At 49.9% G+C, this 16,042-nt stretch carries 16 protein-coding genes; 4 read left to right on the forward strand and 12 right to left on the reverse strand.

Annotated features, from left to right (window positions below; translation table 11 throughout):
* Positions 1–7: 7 nt before the first annotated feature.
* Positions 8–739, reverse strand: a complete 732-nt coding sequence (dnaQ, locus tag EWA64_RS04805; RefSeq protein ID WP_061894914.1) for a DNA polymerase III subunit epsilon — start codon at positions 737–739, stop codon at positions 8–10.
* A gap of 67 nt (positions 740–806) precedes the next feature.
* Here dnaQ and rnhA point away from each other — a divergent pair, with 67 nt between their 5' ends.
* Complete coding sequence (gene rnhA / locus EWA64_RS04810) at positions 807–1,268, forward strand: ribonuclease HI (RefSeq protein WP_039430257.1); 462 nt, start codon at positions 807–809, stop codon at positions 1,266–1,268.
* On the opposite strand, the gene EWA64_RS04815 is transcribed toward rnhA, so the two are convergent.
* Positions 1,265–2,026: a class I SAM-dependent methyltransferase gene (locus EWA64_RS04815; RefSeq protein ID WP_061894915.1), complete on the reverse strand. Its 762-nt coding sequence runs from the start codon at positions 2,024–2,026 to the stop codon at positions 1,265–1,267. The genes rnhA and EWA64_RS04815 overlap by 4 nt on opposite strands.
* 40 nt (positions 2,027–2,066) lie before the next feature.
* Between EWA64_RS04815 and gloB the strand changes: the two genes are divergently transcribed.
* From gloB to EWA64_RS04830, 3 genes are all read left to right on the forward strand, one after another.
* Positions 2,067–2,825, forward strand: coding sequence for a hydroxyacylglutathione hydrolase (gene gloB, locus EWA64_RS04820; RefSeq protein WP_039430261.1), 759 nt, complete (start codon positions 2,067–2,069; stop codon positions 2,823–2,825).
* A 71-nt stretch (positions 2,826–2,896) separates the two neighbouring features.
* Positions 2,897–4,483: a LysM peptidoglycan-binding domain-containing protein gene (locus EWA64_RS04825; protein WP_061894916.1), complete on the forward strand. Its 1,587-nt coding sequence runs from the start codon at positions 2,897–2,899 to the stop codon at positions 4,481–4,483.
* Positions 4,480–5,169 carry a YIP1 family protein gene (locus tag EWA64_RS04830; RefSeq protein WP_039465340.1) on the forward strand — a complete coding sequence of 230 codons (690 nt, stop codon included), beginning with the start codon at positions 4,480–4,482 and terminating at the stop codon, positions 5,167–5,169. Before EWA64_RS04825 ends, EWA64_RS04830 begins: the two co-directional genes overlap by 4 nt.
* Here EWA64_RS04830 and EWA64_RS04835 read toward each other — a convergent pair.
* The 10 genes from EWA64_RS04835 to fabZ form a co-directional block, all read right to left on the reverse strand.
* Positions 5,138–6,001, reverse strand: coding sequence for an endonuclease/exonuclease/phosphatase family protein (locus EWA64_RS04835; protein ID WP_061894917.1), 864 nt, complete (start codon positions 5,999–6,001; stop codon positions 5,138–5,140). The genes EWA64_RS04830 and EWA64_RS04835 overlap by 32 nt on opposite strands.
* A gap of 67 nt (positions 6,002–6,068) precedes the next feature.
* Positions 6,069–6,407, reverse strand: coding sequence for a nitrogen regulatory protein P-II (glnB, locus tag EWA64_RS04840; protein ID WP_039431618.1), 339 nt, complete (start codon positions 6,405–6,407; stop codon positions 6,069–6,071).
* 140 nt (positions 6,408–6,547) lie between these two features.
* The gene (locus EWA64_RS04845; RefSeq protein WP_061894918.1) at positions 6,548–6,859 is read right to left on the reverse strand and encodes a c-type cytochrome; all 312 of its coding nucleotides are present in this window, start codon (positions 6,857–6,859) and stop codon (positions 6,548–6,550) included.
* Between the two features lie 92 nt (positions 6,860–6,951).
* Entirely contained in the window at positions 6,952–8,277 is a 1,326-nt protein-coding gene (tilS, locus tag EWA64_RS04850) for a tRNA lysidine(34) synthetase TilS (protein ID WP_061894919.1), read from the reverse strand.
* A 78-nt stretch (positions 8,278–8,355) separates the two neighbouring features.
* Positions 8,356–9,315: an acetyl-CoA carboxylase carboxyl transferase subunit alpha gene (gene accA, locus EWA64_RS04855; protein ID WP_061894920.1), complete on the reverse strand. Its 960-nt coding sequence runs from the start codon at positions 9,313–9,315 to the stop codon at positions 8,356–8,358.
* 37 nt (positions 9,316–9,352) lie between these two features.
* Positions 9,353–12,832: a DNA polymerase III subunit alpha gene (gene dnaE / locus EWA64_RS04860; protein WP_061894921.1), complete on the reverse strand. Its 3,480-nt coding sequence runs from the start codon at positions 12,830–12,832 to the stop codon at positions 9,353–9,355.
* Positions 12,833–12,907: 75 nt separating this feature from the next.
* A complete protein-coding gene (gene rnhB, locus EWA64_RS04865; protein WP_061894922.1) occupies positions 12,908–13,546 on the reverse strand; it encodes a ribonuclease HII in 639 nt (212 codons plus the stop codon).
* Between the two features lie 2 nt (positions 13,547–13,548).
* Positions 13,549–14,697 carry a lipid-A-disaccharide synthase gene (gene lpxB, locus EWA64_RS04870; RefSeq protein WP_061894923.1) on the reverse strand — a complete coding sequence of 383 codons (1,149 nt, stop codon included), beginning with the start codon at positions 14,695–14,697 and terminating at the stop codon, positions 13,549–13,551.
* A gap of 93 nt (positions 14,698–14,790) precedes the next feature.
* Positions 14,791–15,579: an acyl-ACP--UDP-N-acetylglucosamine O-acyltransferase gene (gene lpxA, locus EWA64_RS04875; protein WP_061894924.1), complete on the reverse strand. Its 789-nt coding sequence runs from the start codon at positions 15,577–15,579 to the stop codon at positions 14,791–14,793.
* A 1-nt stretch (position 15,580) separates the two neighbouring features.
* A complete protein-coding gene (gene fabZ / locus EWA64_RS04880) occupies positions 15,581–16,033 on the reverse strand; it encodes a 3-hydroxyacyl-ACP dehydratase FabZ (RefSeq protein ID WP_039430280.1) in 453 nt (150 codons plus the stop codon).
* Positions 16,034–16,042 lie beyond the last annotated feature (9 nt).

The following is a 16,042-nucleotide window of genomic DNA, read 5'->3' on the forward strand; positions in this document are numbered from 1 at the left end:
GATTCTCCTATTGACGCCAGAGGCAAGTTCCGCTTTTTTCTACGATATCTAATCGGCTTTGATGCGCATCTAGTTCATCGGCCGTTGCGCGTAAAACCTTAAGGGATTTTCGCCCTTCAATACGGCGAATCCCTTCAACGCCACCTTCTTGTTTATTGGCGTTAAATTCCAGGCTGGTTTGCCCACCCGTCATCAATAGATAGACGTCAGCGAGGATCTCCGCATCGAGCAAAGCGCCGTGCAATGTACGGTGCGAGTTATCGATACCATAGCGCTCACAAAGCACGTCGAGGTTGTTGCGCTTACCGGGGAAGATCTTCTTCGCCATCGCCAGTGTATCGGTCACTTGGCAGAAATCGGTAGTTTTACCTATCGCCGCATTCAACAGGCCAAATTCATAATCCATGAAGCCAACGTCGAAGGGGGCGTTGTGGGCAACGAGCTCTGCGCCTTGAATAAACTGCAAAAACTCCTCGTGCACCTGACGATATTCCGGTTTGTCGAGCAAAAACTCATCGGTAATACCATGCACTTCAATCGCTTCTGGCTGAATTTCTCGGTCCGGTTTTAGGTAGACATGGAAGTGCTTACCGGTCAGTTTGCGATCAATAATTTCAACCGCACCGATCTCAATAATCCGGTGTCCGAGATAGTGCGGGCCACCTTCTCGGTTCATACCTGTGGTTTCCGTATCGAGCACAACGATACGGTGGTGATCAGAATTGTTACTGGTATTCATAATGATATGTGTGTCAGACTATGCAGAATTCTGCTTTAAAAAATGCTTTCGCTAATAGTATCAAAACATGACTAAACAAGTTGAGATTTTCACAGATGGCTCGTGTCTCGGCAACCCGGGCCCAGGCGGTTATGGTGTGGTTTTACGCTACAAACAGACGGAAAAAACCTTAGCAAAGGGTTTTCACCTCACCACCAACAACCGCATGGAGATGATGGCATCGATTGTCGCTCTGCAAGCACTGAAAGAGCCATGCCATGTGATTCTCACTACAGACAGCCAATATGTTCGCCAAGGCATTACCCAATGGATCCACAACTGGAAAAAGCGCGGCTGGAAAACCGCTGACAAAAAGCCAGTCAAAAACGCCGATCTTTGGCAAGCGCTCGATAAAGAGACCCAGCGCCACCAAGTAGAGTGGCATTGGGTGAAAGGTCACGCGGGCCATAGAGAAAATGAGATGTGTGACGAGCTTGCCCGCAGCGCTGCCGAAAATCCTACCGAAGACGATACTGGCTATCAACCTTAAGACGAACTTGCCGGCGGATGACGTTCTCGTAAGGCGTCCTGTTCACGATTCATTACCCCAAGCGGCGACAAACGACGTTTCAACTGCCAATGGGGTTTAATTGGCTTGAGCGGATAGGTGCGTTTTCTTGCCACAATAAAGTAGAGGCTGCCTGCCGGGTTGGCCCAATCACCTAAACCGTTTTCCAGCCAGGTCCACATCGTTTGGTATTTTTTCATCGGAAACAGTGCATAACGATCACAATGGACCACTTGGTAGTTGAGCACGCCGAGCCAGTCTTTAATCCGGTTGGGGGTGAACATGCGTCCGCTCCAGGGCAGAGTGCGGCGGCGCCATGGCATTAAACTAGCGATGCCAGTCAAGCTGAGCGGGTTAAAGCCGCTGATAATCAGATAGCCATCATCCATCATCACGCGGTCAACTTCTCGCAACAAACGGTGCGGATCATTGGCGTAATCGAGTTGATGAGCCAAGATAACCACATCGAAGCTTTTCTCTAAAAAGGGCAATTCGTAACCATCTGCAATCACATTATGCAATGGGTTCTGGATATCGAGATTAACTTGGTGTTGAATGTTACATACTGCGCTGGTTAATTCGCAGCTCAAGCCGCCCAATTTCAGCAGATGGTAGCCGAACAGCTTCGGACACCACTCATCAAGCCGGGTCTGAATCGACTCACGGACCCATTGTCCGTTGTTCATTCCGTCCCAAGTATATGGATGCGGGAGTTTTTTACTGCTTAATGCTGGCTTCATTAACCACCTGACCTATATTAGAGCGAGCGGAGAATCAATCATGTTAGAGATCAAAAGCATACCCGCATTTAACGACAATTACATCTGGCTGATTCACAATAGTGAACTTGGGTGTGCTGTGGTCGATCCGGGCGACGCCACTCCGGTGCTTCACTACCTCAAGCAACACGGCTTCACGTTAGAGGCCATCCTTATTACCCACCATCACAATGATCACATTGGCGGCGTGCCCGACCTCGTCAGAGCCTATCCCAACGTGAATGTCGTCGGGCCGCAGCATGAGCCGATCCCAACCCTGACTCACCCCGTGGATGAGGGAGATCAGATCGAATTGTTTGGTGAGCGCTTCCACGTCATCACCTTGCCCGGTCATACCCTCGGCCACATTGGTTATGTCGGCGATGGCAAACTGTTTTGCGGTGACGTGCTGTTCTCGGCTGGCTGCGGGCGCATTTTTGAAGGTACACCACAGCAAATGTTTGACTCTCTTAGCAAGCTGCAAGCTCTGCCTGATGAGACGAAAATCTATTGTGCGCATGAATATACCGCCAGCAATCTGGCCTTTGCCCTAGCCGTGGAGCCAGATAATCTTGAGTTACAGCAGTATCGTGATGAGGTCAATCGTCTGCGCGCACAAAACGCGCCCACCCTGCCAACAACGCTAAAACGCGAAAAAATGGTCAACCCATTTTTGCGCTATCAGCAGCCCAGCGTGATCAATTCCGTCGCGAGCCGGGCACAAAATAGCGATCCAGTTTCGATTTTTACTGCTTTGCGTGAGTGGAAGAACGAATTTTAACCTTTTGCTGCTTGTCTCCTGACTAAGGAGGCAAGTATTATCAGCAGCCCAAAAGTTAACAGGCTGGACCCATGCGTTTAAAGTACAGTTGGGTGTTGGCACTCTTATTGGCGGGCTGTCAGATCACGCAGCCAGATAGCAATATCAGTTCAACACCTGAAACCAATAGCCCGGATACAGAGCAACCCACTTCCGTGGCAACGGACAATCCTCCCGGCCAAAGCGGCAAGGTGAAAAATGACACTCAGGTCGAGCAACCGGTTGTCACACCGCAAACTCAAGCAGATATCTGGCAGCGCATCGCCATGCAACTGACGCTGGAAGTACCGCAGCATAAAAAAGTCGATTACTATCGAACTTGGTATCTCAATCATCCAAATCATCTGAAAACTGTCTCAGAGCGTGCCAAACCGTTCCTTTACCTCATCACTGAGAAAATTGAGCAGCGTGGACTGCCGCTAGAGCTGGCCCTTCTACCGGTGGTAGAAAGCTCGTTTGATGCTTTCGCCTACTCGCATGGCAGTGCGGCTGGCTTGTGGCAGTTTGTGCCCGGCACCGCAGAGATGTATGGCCTTGAGCAAAACTTCTGGTATGACGGCCGACGTGATGTCGCGGCGGCGACCGATGCCGCATTGGACTACCTCACCTACCTCAACAATCGTTTTGATGGCAACTGGAATCATGCGATCGCGGCTTACAACAGCGGTGGCGGTCGAGTCTCCAGTGCGATTCGTAAAAATCTTAAGCTGGGTAAGCCAACCGATTTTTTCTCGCTCGATCTGCCTAAAGAGACCAGTGGCTATGTGCCGAAATTACTCGCATTGGCTGACATTGTCGCCAATCAAGAGAAGTATGGCATAGAAATTCCGCCCATCGCTAATCAGCCAGTGCTGCAATTGGTCGATCCGGGGGAACAGCTCGATCTGGCGATTGCCGCGCAATACGCGGGCATGCCAGTCAAAGAGTTACAGAGTTACAACCCAGCCTACAATCAGTGGTCAACCGCCCCTGATGGTCCGTTTCAACTGCTGATTCCCATCGACAAAAGTGAGCACTTTCTCGCCAAGGTGGAAGAAAATCGCGGTAAAGGATTGAAATTGGTGCGTTATAAAGTGCGCTCAGGCGATACTCTGAGCGAGCTGGCAAGTAAATACAACACCACCAGCGACGTGATTCGCACCGCGAATACGTTAACTGGCAATACCATTCGCGTCGGTCAGTATTTAATGATCCCAACGTCAACCAAAGACGTCAGCGCTTACACTCTCTCAGCACAAAACCGCTTAGCGAAAACCCAAGCCACAGCGCGTGGCAAGTACAAGCTGACTCATGTGGTGCAAAATGGGGACAGTTTGTGGAGCATTGCCAAAGCAAACAAAGTCTCCCATCAAGCCTTGGCGAAATGGAATGGGATGGGGCCAAGAGACACACTGCGCGTTGGGCAAGAGCTGGTGATCTGGAAAGACAGCAGTGAAGGCGCGGTGATCCGCACGGTTTTTTATCAAGTGCGGGCTGGTGACACCATCAGCGCGATCGCCAGCCGATTCAAAGTAAAGAGCACCGATATTGTTAAATGGAATGCTCTGCAAAATCAAAAATACCTGAAACCAGGTCAAAAACTTAAACTTTATGTTGATGTTACTAAGGTAAGTGTATGAATCCATCCAGTAACCCTTTTGTCATGCTCTTTGACATCTTCCGCTCGCCGACAGCGTGTTTTTTAGCGCTCTATCAACGAGGCGCTTGGGGATGGCTGCCCTATGTTCTGCTGATTCTTAGCCCTTTTCTATTTTGGGGGGCTTATTTCTCTAACGTCGATTTTCAATGGTTGACTTCGGTACTCTCGCCACAATTTGAGCAGATCAATCCAGAACAGATAAAATTCCTCGACGATCCCAACACGTTGATGGCCAGCGAGATCATCAGTGACATTCTTAGTCGAACGCTGACGATTTTGTTCTTGGCTTTTTGGTTCACTTTAGCCACCAAACCGAGTCAACATCAGCATGGTTTTTGGAAATGGTTTGCCGCCGCCTCTGTCATTACCTTTCCGGCCTTGATTGGCGATCTCGCCAGCTACGCCAGTTTGCTACTCAAACATGGCCAAGTAGTCAGCTACGCGGCTGACTTAAACAGCTTAAATGGTTTGATCAAACTACCGCTGACCAACGAATGGTCATCGTTTGCAGGCGGATTGCCTTTGCTTCTGCCTTGGTACATTGTGCTGGGTTATGCGGCCGTGCTGACTTGGACCGAGTTTGAACGCGGGCAAGCTCTAGTGATCTCTGCCCTACCTTGGCTGGGTTATTACCTTATTTGGGCACTGTCTGTGCTGATATTTTAAAGCTCACCAATAAAGGATTATGATCGGAAGCGTCCGTTGTGGGCGCTTTCGCTTTCTCTAGCGTCAGTCCTCGATAGAACACATGGTCCAACACTCGACCTGTGATAAAACGGGTGCGTAAATCAGGCTGAAAGACCACTTCTTGCAGCGCTAATTTCTCAACGATATCCCGCAATGTGCTCCAGCGCGCCTCATTCCAGCTATTAAAATCGCCCGCCAGAATCACCGGGCCTTGATGCTTGGTTAACGCGTTAACTAAGACATCAATTTGCTGCTGGTAGGCTTGCACGCCCAAGGTAAAATTCACTGCGTGAATATTGGCCACCGCTAGTGTGCTGCCGTTCGAGAGTGGGTATTCGGAATAGAGTGCCGATTTGGGAAGACGTAACCAAGGTTCTAACTGGCTGTAACCGCACGCTAAAACCGGCTTGTGCTTGGCCAAGGTCAAAACCCCTGCACTTTTGTTAAACGCCTTAAACGCATTCACTTGCTGTGCATGCCAACCTTCAGAAGCTATCCAACGTTTGAGGGGATCATCTAAGCTCGCTTCTTGCAGCAGCACCAGCTGCGTCCCATCCGCGTACTCGCTCAATGCGGTGTTCCAATTGCGGCGGTTTTGTTTGTAAATATTCCACACCAACAGTGTCAGTTCCCCCTGCTGGTCAATACTCTGCCTGCTGTGGCTATGCAGACAATCTAATTGCAAATTAATTGCCCCATCAGCGATAGTGACCATCTCTGGCTGTTCGGGAATGGTGAAGATAGTGTGGAAGGCAAAATAGCCCGCAACAACCAAAAAAGTAGGATACAGGAGCAGGGAACGTTTTTTCATTGCAATCACGCGGCTTAGTGTTGGGCAAAAAGAAAAGGAGCCAGACGGCTCCTTATGTTACTTTGAATCAGATTGCGTCTTCGTCTTCTTCGCCAGTACGGATACGTACTACCCGCTCGACGTTAGTGACGAAAATCTTACCATCGCCGATCTTACCCGTTTGCGCGGTTTCAATAATGGTTTCGACGCACTTATCCGCCACATCTTCATTCACCACGATTTCCAACTTCACCTTCGGCAAAAAGTCCACCATGTACTCTGCACCGCGATAAAGCTCAGTGTGGCCTTTCTGACGACCAAAACCTTTGACTTCAGACACCGTCATACCGGTAATGCCGACTTCCGCCAGCGCTTCACGGACATCATCGAGCTTAAATGGCTTGATAATCGCTTCAATCTTTTTCATGTTCATCCCTTAAACTTTCATTGATTTGCTTATTATTCATGAGCAATCAGCAACATTCAATCAGAAAACCACGTTTCCTTTGGCTTCATAACAAAAGCCAGAGCATAGGCTCTGGCGATGGGTATTGGTTTGCGCGAGCACTACTTCAAGCTGGCGTAGTAAGCGGCAACGTTAGCGATGTCGGCATCACTGAGCATGGATGCCTGCGCTTGCATGACCACGGCCAAACCACCGGTACGCTCTTTATTTTTGTAAGCTTTAATCGACGAGACCAGATACTGCTCATTCTGGCCTTTTAGGTTTGGATAACCAGGGATCACCGCTATCCCATCCGCGCCATGACACGCTGCGCAAATGGCCGATTTAGCTTGCCCTGCCGCAATATCACCTGCCATTACACTTCCACTGATTAGGCCCAATCCAAGAGCCAGACCGATTGCGACTTTCTTCATTGCTTTTCCTTTTTATCTGTATTGTTTTCGTTTACGGCCATGTCACCCACAAGCTAAGAAAGCGACACCCAAAATTGATATCCATACAATTTTTACATGAATTGAGATGACTTGCGCCAAAAGAGCTCACAATCCTGACCAATAAATTCACGGTCAACAAACAGCCCGGCAACCGCAACAACCCTATCTGCACACATAAGTATCGGCGTGCGGCGTCGTAGCCAGCTCGGCACTTGGTATTCTTGAAACAGTTTCTTCATTTTGCGCCGATGTCCACGCTCTGCTGGATGGGCGCTTAATCCCTCCGGATCAAAAGTCACATAGAATGTTCCGCCAGCAGGTGGAAGTGCCAAATTCCCGCGGCCGGGAGTATGCTCTAAGGTTAAAACACCAAGATGATCTGGCAAAGCCAAAGGTTGGCTAAGTTTAATCTCAGCGCGCCACTGGCTGATATCGCGACTCTGCGCCACAAAATAGAGACGCTGATTGAATCGGCGCACCTGTCCTTGCCCGAGCTGCAAGATCGGATTGGCATCGGCCTTGGCAAGCGCAACTTGTTGCCAAAGAGTCTGCAAGTTCTGACGACTCGGCATCGGTTGACCGAGCGCAGCCAACCACATACGCAGCAAGCGAAGTCGCGCTTGCTCGCTTTGTTGGTAAAGCACCGCTAACGCTAAGCTGTGATCCGCCTGTAAAGCGTTCTCCAAAACGGGCGATAAAAGCTCGTCTAACAAACTTTCTTGCTCAGCACACAACTGTGCGCTGCGCTGTACTGCGCTGGCAAAACCGGGCCAACGTTGGCTGATTTGCGGCAGTACCTCTTGACGCAGAAAATTGCGATCGTAGCGCGTATCTAGGTTACTTTCGTCTTCGACCCATTCTAAACTCAACTGCCTAGCGGCAAGCTCAATCTCCGAGCGTGCGACCGACAGCAAAGGCCGGAGCAAAAATCCTTGCGCAAACGGCATACATTGCCCCATCGCTGACAACCCTTTCGGACCACTGCCGCGTTTTAAAGCGAGGAGAAAGGTTTCGACTTGATCATCGGCATGCTGCCCCGTAAGAAGCAGATCCCCCAGCTCAAGATGCTTAGCAAGCGCCTGATAACGCGCCTGTCTGGCCCGCTCTTCTACGCTGTCGCCTGCCATCAGATCGAGCTGCACTTTCTCCACAGCGCAAGAGAGCTGTTTCCCCTGACACCATTCGATGCAACGCTGGCTCCATAAGTCGGCATTGTCGCTTAAACCATGATGGACATGCACCACAACACATTGCCTTTGCTGCTCGAAAGCCAAACGTGCAGCGCACTCAAGTAAGATCCTTGAATCAACACCACCACTAAAAGCGACAACCAAGCGCGAAGAGGGCAGCAAATGCTCTTCAATCACTTTTGTGAAACGGTGATAGATAGACTCCATGCGTTCCTCTAACTAACAGAAATAAAAAGGGCTGAACGAGAATGTTCAGCCCTTGATTGTATAAGATGTGCAATTAAATTAGCAGTAACCGTAGTTCATTAAACGTGTATAACGGCGCTCTAGTAGTACTTCTTTATCAAACTGTTCCAGTTCAGCCAGTTGGCGAAGTAAAGTGGCTTTCATATTGGCAGCCATCTGCACGTGATCGCGATGCGCACCGCCCAGTGGTTCCTCGATAACTTCGTCAATCAGTTCAAGTTCTTTCAAACGTGGCGCAGTGAGGCCCATCGCTTCAGCGGCTTGTGGCGCTTTATCGGAATCGCGCCACAGAATCGACGCACAACCTTCGGGTGAAATCACCGAATAAGTTGAGTATTGCAGCATGTTGACATAGTCACCGACACCAATCGCCAGCGCGCCGCCAGAACCACCTTCACCCACCACGTTACAAATAACCGGAACCGTTAGACCTGCCATCTCTTTAAGGTTGGTGGCAATCGCTTCTGATTGACCGCGCTCTTCAGCACCAACACCTGGGTAAGCCCCTGCGGTATCGATAAAGGTGATGATTGGCATATTGAAGCGTTCTGCCATTTTCATTAAACGCAGCGCTTTACGATAGCCTTCTGGTTTTGGCATACCAAAGTTACGTTTCACTTTCTCTTTGGTTTCACGACCTTTTTGATGACCGATGATCATCACCGGGCGACCTTCTAGGCGTGCCATACCCGCCACAATAGCTTTGTCGTCAGCGTAAGCACGGTCGCCCGCCAACTCGTCAAACTCTTCAAAAACGTGCTTAACGTAATCCAACGTGTAAGGACGCAGTGGATGACGTGCCAGTTGTGCTGTTTCCCAAGCCCCTAAATCGGAAAAAGTTTTCTTTTTCAGCTCTAAGCTTTTCTTCTCAAGCTGCTCGATCTCTTTACCAAGGTCAATGGCTGAGTCGCCTCCGTGACGTGAAACATCGCGCAGGGCTTGGATTTTTGCTTCTAGTTCAGCAATCGGCTTTTCAAATTCTAGAAAGTTCAGGCTCATCTATGAATCCTTGTTGATTCGGCACATTACGCCAAATTTAGTTAAATTCGAGTTCTACCTGGTCTTTACCAAGTAACATCTTTAAGTCATCAAGTAATGTATCACTAGGCGTTACTCGCCATTCCGTGCCCAATGTTAACCGCGCTCTGGCGTCGGCACGCTGGTAGTATACATTGACAGGAACCGTCCCGGCTTTATGTGGCTCTAAGATCCGACTAAAGCGCGCAAAAAACTGGTCATCAATCTGTGATGCTGTGACAGAAACGGACACGCCTCGAGCGTATTTTTCCCGCGCCGAACCGAGGTCCATGACTTCGCGAGCCGTCATTTTAAGGCCACCATTGAAGTCATCAAAGCTGACCTGTCCGGAAACCACCAGAATTCTATCTTTTTCCAGCAGTTCTGCATACCGTTCAAGTGCATCTGAGAACAACATCACTTCCATACGCCCACTGCGATCATCTAAGGTCATGATCCCGATGCGCGTACCGCGCTTGGTGGTCATCACTCGCGCGGCGATCACCAGCCCAGCTAAAGTCAACGATTGATCGCGCCGAGTCGGCGTCGCGTCTTTTAATCGACAACTGGTGTACTTATTAAGTTCCGACAGATAAGCATTGACCGGATGCCCGGTCAGATAAAGGCCTAACGTTTCACGTTCACCTTCCAGCCACACTTTTTCCGGCCAAGGTTCAACCTGAATGTACTTGTGCTCGACCTCTTCCGGCGCATCCGTTAACACGCCAAACATGTCCGCCTGACCAAACGCTTCCGCTTGGTGGTACTGGCTCGCCGCTTTGACCGCGTCATCCAGCGAGGCCATCATCGCCGCGCGATGTGGGCCTAGTCTGTCTAGTGCGCCAGCGTAAATCAGCTTTTCAATCACCCGCTTGTTAACTTTTTTAAGGTCAATGCGCGCACAGAAATCAAATAGATCTTTAAAGTGACCACCTTTATTGCGCGCGGCTAAGATAGCGTCGATCGGTCCTTCACCCACCCCTTTGATGGCTCCGATGCCGTAAACAATCGCACCGTTTTCATCCACGTTGAAACGGTATAAACCGGAGTTGATGTCTGGCGGCAACACGGTCAGTTTCATGCGGAAACATTCATCGACCAGACCTACTACTTTTTCGGTGTTATCCATATCGGCGGTCATTACCGCCGCCATGAATTCGGCAGGATAGTGGGTTTTAAGCCAAAGGGTTTGGTATGACACCAAGGCGTAGGCAGCAGAGTGCGATTTGTTAAATCCATACCCGGCGAACTTTTCCACCAAGTCGAAGATTTTCATCGCCAACTCGCCATCAACACCATTCTTCACCGCGCCTTCTTCGAAGGTTGCACGCTGCTTGGCCATCTCTTCCGGCTTTTTCTTACCCATCGCCCGGCGCAGCATGTCCGCACCACCAAGGGTATAGCCCGACAAAACCTGCGCAATCTGCATGACCTGTTCTTGATAGAGGATAATGCCGTAGGTCGGGTCGAGAATTTCTTTTAGCGATTCGTGCTGCCACTTTTCATCGGGGTAAGAGATCGCTTCACGGCCATGTTTACGGTCGATAAAGTTATCTACCATGCCCGATTGCAACGGCCCCGGACGGAACAAGGCCACCAATGCGATAATGTCTTCAAAACAGTCTGGCTGAAGTCGTTTGATCAGCTCTTTCATTCCGCGCGATTCGAGCTGGAATACCGCGGTGGTCTCTGAGTTTTGCAATAAGCGAAACGACGCCGGATCTTCCAGAGGGATGGATTCAATACGGACTGGCGGTTTGCCTTCTTTCTCCAAGCGCGGGTTAATCAACCCTAACGCCCAGTCAATAATGGTGAGAGTTCGCAGCCCCAAGAAGTCAAACTTAACCAGCCCCGCTGTTTCTACGTCGTTCTTATCAAACTGCGTGACGGGGAAGTGCCCTTCCGCATCCGCATAAATCGGCGCAAAATCAGTAATTGTGGTCGGTGAAATAACCACACCACCGGCGTGTTTACCGGCGTTACGCGTACAACCTTCCAAAATGCGACACATGTCGATGAGTTCTTTCACTTCCTCATCGGCTTCATACAGTTCAGGCAGCGCGGGTTCGGCTTTAAACGCTTTTTCTAACGTCATACCCGGATCAGGCGGCACCAATTTTGAAATACGGTCGACGAAACCAAATGGATGACCAAGAACACGACCAACGTCACGGATTACCGCTTTCGCCGCCATAGTACCGAAGGTGATGATCTGCGACACCGCATCACGGCCGTACATTTCGGCAACGTGATCAATGACTTGGTCTCGCTTGTCCATACAAAAGTCGACGTCGAAATCGGGCATGGATACCCGTTCAGGGTTGAGGAAACGTTCAAACAGCAGATCGTATTCAAGCGGATCCAGATCGGTAATTTTCAGCGCGTAAGCGACCAAAGAGCCAGCACCCGAACCACGACCAGGACCGACGGGAATCGCATTGTCTTTTGACCACTGGATGAACTCCATCACGATCAAGAAGTAGCCGGGAAAGCCCATTTGGTTGATCACGTCCAGCTCGACTTGCAAGCGTTCGTCATACTCAGGTCGGCGCTGGGCGCGCACTTCTGGATCGGGGAAAAGGAACTCTAAACGCTCTTCCAATCCTTCGCGGGACTTCATCACTAAGTAGTCGGTTTCCGCCATGCCATCGGTTGGGAAAGCGGGTAGGAAATATTCACCGAGGCGAACGGTCACGTTGCAGCGTTTCGCGATTTCGACGCTGTTCTCCAACGCTTCTGGGATATCCGCAAACAGCTCACACATCTCTTCTTCGCTGCGCAAGTATTGCTGAGGACTGTAATTTTTCGGACGACGCGGGTCCTCTAACGTGTAGCCATCGTGAATGGCCACACGAATTTCGTGTGCATCAAACAGATCTTCGCTGATAAACACCACTTCGTTGGTGGCAACCACGGGCAGATTGGTTTGTTCTGCCAGTTCAACCGCAAAATGTAGATACGTTTCTTCGTCGCTACGTCCGGTGCGCACTAGCTCTAGATAAAAGCGATCCGGAAAATGCTGCTGATAAAACGCCACGCAACTGTCGACTAAGGCACTGTTGCCTTTCAGCAGCGCTTTACCAATTTCGCCATTACGCGCGCCAGACAGCACAATCAATCCAGTCGAAAGCTCCGCTAGCCAAGCTTTGTCAATCACGGGTTGATGCTGCACGTGGCCGCGTAAATAGGCCTTTGAGATCAATAAGGTAAGATTGTTGTAGCCTATGTTATCGGCCGCTAACACAGTGAGACTGGTCAACTCTTCGCCAAATTCGTCGGACTGCATTTTAAAATCTGCGCCGACGATCGGTTTGACGCCATTACCATGCGCCGTTCCATAGAATTTCACCAAACCGCAGAGGTTGGTGAAATCGGTGAGCGCCATGGCTGGCATGCCAAGTTCCGCTACTTTCTTCACCAAAGGCGGCACTTTGTTAATACCGTCCACCATCGAAAAGTCACTGTGAATGCGAAGATGGATAAATTTGGGATCTGACATCAATCGATACCGTTTGTACTAATTTTCGGGTTAATTCTACTATCGGAGCGCGAGTTTACCATCCACCAACGCTCTTCACTGCTTCTTTTCGAGCGCTTTTCTAACGGGGGCAAAACTTTTTCGATGCTGCGCAATCACACCGTGCTGCTCGATGGCCGCAAAATGGGCAGCGGTTGGATAGCCCTTGTGCTGGGCGAAACCAAATTCAGGATGCAACTTGTCGAGCGCTTCCATTTCTTGGTCGCGCACCACTTTAGCGATGATCGATGCAGCACTGATTTCAGCCACTCGTAAATCGCCTTTCACCACAGCTTGAGAATCCATCGGTAGCTCAGGGCAACGATTACCATCGATCAGCACTAAATCTGGCTGTACCTTCAATCCCGCAACCGCTCGCTGCATCGCCGCCATGGTGGCTTGCAAGATATTGAGCTGGTCAATTTCTTCCGGCGTACAACGGCCCACCGCCCAAGCGAGCGCTTTCTCTTTGATCTCAGGAAACAAGGCTAAGCGTTTTTTTTCACTCAGTTTTTTCGAATCGTTGAGCCCAGCAATCGGATTATTCGGGTCTAGGATGACCGCCGCGGTAACCACATCCCCCACTAATGGGCCACGGCCCACTTCGTCAACGCCCGCCACAAACTGGTAACCTGCTGGGTATTCGAACGGTGGAAATTCTACTTTCGCCTTGGTTGTTTTCGCTTTAACCGCCATGTTTAATCTCTACTCTCAATCAAGTTCAACACCGCACTGGCGGCTTGCTGATCCGCGTCTTTGCGAATCCAATGGTGCATCTCGGTAAACTTGTTGAGCATCGATTGATTGTTGCCTTCAAGTAAGCGCGAGACTTCCGCAAACAGATTTTGCGGCGTACAGTCATCTTGCAAATATTCTTTGACTAGCTCTTCACCCGCTAAAATATTCGGCAGTGAGACATATTCCGTTTTCAGTAGACGTTTGGCTAAAAAGGCCGTCAATGCGTTCACGCGGTAACCCACCACCATTGGCCGTTTGAGTAACATGCATTCGAGTGCAACGGTCCCCGAAGCCAACATCACGGCATCCGCGGCGGTAATCACATTGCGCGCGGTGTCATCGACTAACTTGAACTCCAGCTCCGGCGCATATTGCTGCCATGCTTGCTCAAACTGCTGGCGGCGTTTTTGATTGACGAGCGCCACCACAAAACCGAGATCAGGATTTTGCTGATGCAGCAATTTACAGGTTTCGATAAAGGTCGGTGCCAACATTTTCAGCTCGCTGCCACGGCTACCGGGAAGCACCGCCAGCCACTTTTTATCTTGTTCAAGGCCAAGCAATGCTCTGGCTGCCGCTGGCTCAGATTGCAAAGGAATGGCATCCGCCAAGGTGTGACCAATAAACTCACAAGGCACATCAAATTTATCGTAAAACGCCTTTTCAAACGGTAAAAAAGCAAGAACTAGGTTGGTCGCAGCCTCTATTTTGAAGATACGTTTTTGACGCCATGCCCAGACGGATGGGCTGACATAGTGCACGGTTTTGATGCCTGCATTTTTGAGATCAAGCTCCAAGCGCAGGTTAAAATCAGGCGCGTCAATGCCAACAAACACATCTGGCGGATTTTGCGTGAAGTAGCGAACCAGCTCAGCTTTCACTTTGAGTAGGCGCGGTAATCGGCCAAGAACCTCCACCAAGCCCATAACCGCCAACTCTTCCATGTCGAACAGCGACTGACAGCCTTGCGCGATCATTTTCGGTCCGCCGATACCGACAAACTCAGCATCCGGGTAGCGCGCTTTCACTGCTTGAATAAAGCCTTCACCCAAGGTATCTCCTGACAGTTCTCCCGCAACGATACCAATTCGTAGTGGCTTGTTTAGCATGTTTGCTCACCTTCTTTTTATCGAACGCTAAAAACGCAAAAAGACCGCCATCTCAGACGGCGATCTTTTAATCATTATTGCAGCAAAGCGTGATTAGCGAATAATGCCACGCTGCGACTTTTCCAAGAAATCAAGGAACAGAGCCACCGCTGGGAATTCATCTACATCTTTGGCGATCTCTTCTTTAGCCGCTTCGAGCGTTAAACCACTGCGGTAAAGCGCCTTGTATGCACGGCGAATCGCCAAGATCTCTTTCTTCTCGAAACCACGACGCTTAAGCCCTTCAACATTAATGCCAAAAGGTGCACAGTGGTTGCCTTGCGCCATCACATAAGGTGGCACATCTTGTACAACAATAGAACCACCGCCCAGCATACAGTGATCGCCGATATGGCAGAACTGGTGAATTGCTGACATACCGCCGATGATGGCTTGATTGCCGATTTTAACGTGACCGGCCAGCGTCGCGTTGTTGGCGAAGATACAACGGTCGCCAATCACACAATCGTGCGCCACGTGGGCGTTAATCATAAACAGGTTATCACTGCCGACAACAGTGATACCTTTGTCCTGTACCGTTCCACGATGCATGGTGACGCTTTCACGAATAGTGTTGCGATCACCGATAATCAGTTGGGTATCTTCACCAGCATATTTCAGATCTTGGCAAGCTTCACCAATCGAAGCAAACTGAAAAATGCGGTTGTCTTTGCCAATTTTGGTTGGGCCTTTCACGACCACATGAGAAAGCAGTTCAGTGCCCTCTCCAATTTCCACTTTGCTGTCTACGTAACAAAATGGGCCAATTTTCACATTCGCGCCAATCACAGCGCCAGCTTCAATCACTGCGGTTGGGTGGATTTGTGCCGTTGCATCAATCATATTAAAACTCTCTGCGCGCGCACTTCAGTTCTGCGGAGCAAACCACATCGCCGTCGACTTTCGCCACTCCGGTAAAAGCCGCAATACCACGACGCTCTTTTAAGAACTCCACTTCAATGATCAGTTGATCACCTGGCAGAACAGGCTTGCGGAACTTGGCGCCATCTACACTAGCAAAGTAGTAAAGCTCATTTTCAGCCGGAGCGCCAAATGATTTAAAGGCCAGCAGGCCAGTTGCCTGTGCCATGGCTTCCAGAATCAACACGCCTGGAAAAACCGGAAGTTGAGGAAAATGACCTGTAAACTGAGGTTCGTTTACCGAAACGTTCTTGATAGCGTGAAGATATTTTTCTTCTTGGAAGTCGATAACACGGTCAATCATCAAGAATGGGTAGCGATGAGGTAAAAGCTCCTGAATTTCAGTGATATTCATCGTTCTCTTTTCAGTAGTCAAAGTCTTATT

It is taken from the genome of Vibrio cidicii, from assembly GCF_009665415.1.
Classification (GTDB): domain Bacteria; phylum Pseudomonadota; class Gammaproteobacteria; order Enterobacterales; family Vibrionaceae; genus Vibrio; species Vibrio cidicii.

What these genes read in the sequence shown, in the direction of transcription:
- lpxB (WP_061894923.1), bottom strand. Translation starts at nt 14,697, where the DNA reads ATGCTAAACAAGCCACTACGAATTGGTATCGTTGCGGGAGAACTGTCA.
- rnhA (WP_039430257.1), top strand. Translation starts at nt 807, where the DNA reads ATGACTAAACAAGTTGAGATTTTCACAGATGGCTCGTGTCTCGGCAAC.
- EWA64_RS04825 (WP_061894916.1), top strand. Translation starts at nt 2,897, where the DNA reads ATGCGTTTAAAGTACAGTTGGGTGTTGGCACTCTTATTGGCGGGCTGT.
- glnB (WP_039431618.1), bottom strand. Translation starts at nt 6,407, where the DNA reads ATGAAAAAGATTGAAGCGATTATCAAGCCATTTAAGCTCGATGATGTC.
- dnaE (WP_061894921.1), bottom strand. Translation starts at nt 12,832, where the DNA reads ATGTCAGATCCCAAATTTATCCATCTTCGCATTCACAGTGACTTTTCG.
- tilS (WP_061894919.1), bottom strand. Translation starts at nt 8,277, where the DNA reads ATGGAGTCTATCTATCACCGTTTCACAAAAGTGATTGAAGAGCATTTG.
- lpxA (WP_061894924.1), bottom strand. Translation starts at nt 15,579, where the DNA reads ATGATTGATGCAACGGCACAAATCCACCCAACCGCAGTGATTGAAGCT.
- rnhB (WP_061894922.1), bottom strand. Translation starts at nt 13,546, where the DNA reads ATGGCGGTTAAAGCGAAAACAACCAAGGCGAAAGTAGAATTTCCACCG.
- gloB (WP_039430261.1), top strand. Translation starts at nt 2,067, where the DNA reads ATGTTAGAGATCAAAAGCATACCCGCATTTAACGACAATTACATCTGG.
- accA (WP_061894920.1), bottom strand. Translation starts at nt 9,315, where the DNA reads ATGAGCCTGAACTTTCTAGAATTTGAAAAGCCGATTGCTGAACTAGAA.
- EWA64_RS04845 (WP_061894918.1), bottom strand. Translation starts at nt 6,859, where the DNA reads ATGAAGAAAGTCGCAATCGGTCTGGCTCTTGGATTGGGCCTAATCAGT.
- EWA64_RS04815 (WP_061894915.1), bottom strand. Translation starts at nt 2,026, where the DNA reads ATGAAGCCAGCATTAAGCAGTAAAAAACTCCCGCATCCATATACTTGG.
- EWA64_RS04835 (WP_061894917.1), bottom strand. Translation starts at nt 6,001, where the DNA reads ATGAAAAAACGTTCCCTGCTCCTGTATCCTACTTTTTTGGTTGTTGCG.
- EWA64_RS04830 (WP_039465340.1), top strand. Translation starts at nt 4,480, where the DNA reads ATGAATCCATCCAGTAACCCTTTTGTCATGCTCTTTGACATCTTCCGC.
- dnaQ (WP_061894914.1), bottom strand. Translation starts at nt 739, where the DNA reads ATGAATACCAGTAACAATTCTGATCACCACCGTATCGTTGTGCTCGAT.